Annotated in this window: 3 protein-coding genes and 1 pseudogene; all 4 read left to right on the top strand. The window is 72.2% G+C overall.

Translation table 11 applies throughout. The features are described 5' to 3' along the window. The coding region (gene galT, locus ACY5KJ_RS18575) for a galactose-1-phosphate uridylyltransferase (protein WP_462203964.1) at positions 1–875 on the top strand (875 nt) is incomplete at its 5' end. Positions 876–941: 66 nt separating this feature from the next. Continuing rightward, positions 942–2,213, top strand: a complete 1,272-nt coding sequence (gene galK / locus ACY5KJ_RS18570) for a galactokinase (protein ID WP_462203963.1) — start codon at positions 942–944, stop codon at positions 2,211–2,213. A 96-nt stretch (positions 2,214–2,309) separates the two neighbouring features. Next, entirely contained in the window at positions 2,310–3,014 is a 705-nt protein-coding gene (locus tag ACY5KJ_RS18565; protein WP_462187092.1) for an SDR family oxidoreductase, read from the top strand. Between the two features lie 289 nt (positions 3,015–3,303). Further along, a pseudogene (locus ACY5KJ_RS18560) lies at positions 3,304–3,694 on the top strand (hypothetical protein); the annotation flags it as partial.

Raw genomic sequence — 3,694 nt, 5'->3', positions numbered from 1 at the left:
TGCCCGCCGACCCGGCTCCGGTGTGGCCGGCGGGTCCCGGATCGGGCCTGCTGCGCAGCGAACCGGCCCGGGGGACGTGCCGGGTCGTGTGCTTCGGCCCTCGTCATGATCGCGGGCTCGTCGACATGACTCCGGCCGAGGTCCGGGCGGTCGTGGACACCTGGGCGGCGCAGGAGGAGGAACTCTCCCGCACCTGGCGCTGGGTGCAGGTCTTCGAGAACCGCGGCACCGCGATGGGCGCGTCGAACCCGCACCCCCACGGTCAGATCTGGGCCTGCGACGTGTTGCCCGATGAGCCGGCCGCCGAGGACGCGCGGCAGCGGGAGCACTTCGCCCGGTCTGGCAGCTCCCTGCTGATGGACTACGCCGAGATCGAGACGGCGGCGGGGGAGCGGGTGATCCTGGCGGAGGAGCACTGGCTCGTCGTCGTGCCGTTCTGGGCGCTGTGGCCGTTCGAGACCCTGCTCCTGCCCCGGCATCCGGTCGACCGCCTCGCCGCGCTCTCCGACGACCAGCGGGACGGGCTGTCCCGCCTGCTCGGCCGCCTCCTCACCGGCTACGACGCCCTGTTCGACCATCCCTTCCCGTTCTCGATGGGCTGGCACGGGGCTCCCGGGCCGCATCCCGCGCCCGGACCCCGGCCGGGGCCGGGGCCGGGGCCGGGCCTTGATCCTGGCCGGGGACCCGGCGATCCACCCGCGGCGTTCTGGCAGCTGCACGCCCACTTCTATCCGCCGTTGCTGCGCTCCCCGACCATTCGCAAGCATCAGGTCGGCTACGAGATGCTCGCCGACGTGCAGCGCGACCTCACCCCGGAGGCAGCCGCGGACCGGCTGCGCGCCGTCATGGCTCCCGTCGCGGCGGACCGGGCCTGAGCCGAGCCCGCGCGGCCGTGGTCATCCCGCGTGCCGCAGGGCCCACGACTCCCCGACACTGGCGTCATGAGAGCCGCCGAGCATCCGGCCACCGAGCGTGCGGTGCGCGCGTTCGTCGAGACCTACGGAGAGCGGCCCACCCACCTCGTCCGCGCGCCCGCCCGGGTAAACCTCATCGGCGAGCACACCGACTACAACGACGGCTTCTGTCTTCCGGTGGCCATCGACCGGGAGCTGTGCATCGCCTTGCGCCGTAACGAGGCACCCGAGCTCCGGCTGGTGTCCGAGCAGGATGCGGTGCCCGCCGTGATCCCGCTGCCGCCGCCGGGCCTCGATACCCCGGTGTCCGCCCGGGCACCCGGATGGGTCCGGTATGTCGAAGGCGTCGCGGTGATGCTGGCCGCCGAGTCGGCCTCCCGTGCCGCCGCCGGGTCAGGCTTCCCGGCCGGAGGGGGCCCGGTGCCCTGGCGTGGCACGCTGGCCAGCGACATCCCCGTCGGCGCGGGACTGTCCTCCTCGGCCGCGCTGGAGCTGGCCGTCGCCCTGACCGGTGCGCATCTCGCCGGGTTGACGCCCTCGCCGACGGAGCTCGCGCTGCTCGCCCAGCGGGCGGAGAACCTCTGGGTGGGGGCGGCGACGGGCCTGCTCGACCAGCTCGCCTGCGCCGCGGGCGTGGCCGGCCACGCGCTGCGGATCGACTGCCGCACGCTGACGACCGAGCCGGTGCCGCTGCCGGGCGGGCTGGCCGTGGTGGTCATCGACACCGGCTCGCGCCGACAGGTGGTGACCAGCGAGTACGCCACCCGACGGGCGGAGTGTGAGCGGGAGGCGCGGGCGCTGGGCGTCGCCGCGTTGCGGGACCTCACGCCCCGGTCGATGGACGAGGCGGTGGCCCGGCTCGGCAGGTCCGCCCGGTCGGATGGGACAACCCGGCCGGGCGGAGCGGCCGGCGGGACCGGTCTGGACCCGGTCGCGCTGCGCCGGGCCCGGTTCGTCGTCGCCGAGAACGCCCGGGTCGACGCCGTCGCCGCGGCACTGCGCGCGGGCGACGCCCCAACGGCCGGGCGGCTGTTGCTGGCGGGGCATCGCGGGATCCGGGAGGACTTCGAGGTGTCGGGTCCGGAACTCGATGCGGCGGTCCAGGCGGCTCCGGGGTGCTTCGGCGCCCGGATGACCGGCGGTGGTTTCGCGGGCTGTGCGGTGGCCCTCGTCGACCGGTCCCGGCTGACCGCCTTCACCGAGGCGTTCGAACCGGCGTATGCCGCACTCACCGGCCGGTGGGCCGTGCTGCACGTCTGCTCGGCGGTCGCCGGCACGTCCGTCCTGGACCTCGGGTAGCGACCGGGGAACGTCCGTCCCACCAGCTACGCCGTCGACGTCAGCCGCCGCACCCCAAAACCTGACTGACCACCTCAACCGGCACGATCTATCAGCGTGACCACATCCGTTCTCCTGATCACAGGGGCTTCCTCCGGCATCGGCGCCGCAACAGCGCGACTCGCCGCCAGCAAAGGGTGGCGCCTCATCCTCGCCGCCCGCTCTCACCATGCCCTTCACGAACTTGCCGCGGAACTGGGCGGCCCAGCCCGGGCCGTGGCAGCCCCCTGCGACATCAGCGACTGGGACCAGGTCACCACTCTGCCCACGCTCGCCCACGGCGCGTTCGGCCGACTCGACGCGGTGTTCGCCAACGCCGGCTCCTTCACCGCCACCTCCTTCCTGCGCGGCACCGGATCCCCGCAGCAGTGGCGCGAGATGGTGCTGACCAACGTCTACGGAACCGCCCTCGTCGCCCGGGCCACCCTGCCCACCCTCGTGCAGTTCCGGGGACACTTGGTGCTCACCGGTTCGGTGGCCGGCCGCATCACCGTCCCCGGGCAGCTCTACTCCGCCACCAAGTGGGCCGTCACCGCCATGGCCCAGTCCATCCGAGCCGAGGTCACCAGTACCGGCGTGCGTGTCACCCTCATCCAGCCGGGACTCGTTAAAGCCGGCGAAACATCGCCCGACCGGGCCACCGACCCGAAACTCGGCACCACTGACGTCGCCCGTGCGGTCCTGTTCTCACTCGAGCAATCCGACACCGTCGATATCAACGAGATCGTCGTCCGGCCCACCGGTCAACAGCCACACCGCTGAAGGTCCACCTGGCCCGTCCAGCAGATAGGGGATGGAGTGGCTCGGCGTCGAGATAGGCAACCAGGACTCGATACTCTAAAATTCCGATCATGGCTCTGACCTGGGCCGTTGCACTACCGCCGGATCGCTGCAGAATCGGCCCACGATCCACCGCCGATCATGCCTTCAACCTGCGACTTTACTTTCGGGGTCGGGTCGCTGATCATCCCTGGAGGGATCGTGGTGGGGCACGGCGGGCCGGTAGCGGTGGGATCATGACTGGGAGCCTCAGGGACGGGAGAAGACTGTGATGTCCGAGGAAACCGCTGGCCCGTCAGGTGAATCTGCGGCCGAGCGTGAATCGGGGGCGCGGCCGCCAGCCGGTCGGGAACCGTCCGGGCAGCCGGCGCCCGATGCCGACGCGGGGCGCGACGCCGATACGGGGGCGGATGAGGCTCGGGCGACGTTTGAGGGCAGGTTCGACCTCCGTCCGGTCGACTGGGACGGCTCGTTCTCCCGAGTATGGAACGCGCGGCATGGCCAGGAGTTGACGAATGAGCTTGCCGCCGAACAGGAGCGGCGGGAGAACCAGAAGCGGATCGAGGAGTACTGGCGGGAAGCACGGGAGCAGATGAACGCCGAGTTGGCTCGGGAGGAGGCACGGCGCTGGGAGGAGGACCGCGAGCGGGCGGTGGCGGAGG

It is taken from the genome of Frankia sp. CcWB3 (assembly GCF_977927595.1).
This window is presented reverse-complemented; position numbering and strand designations above follow the sequence as displayed.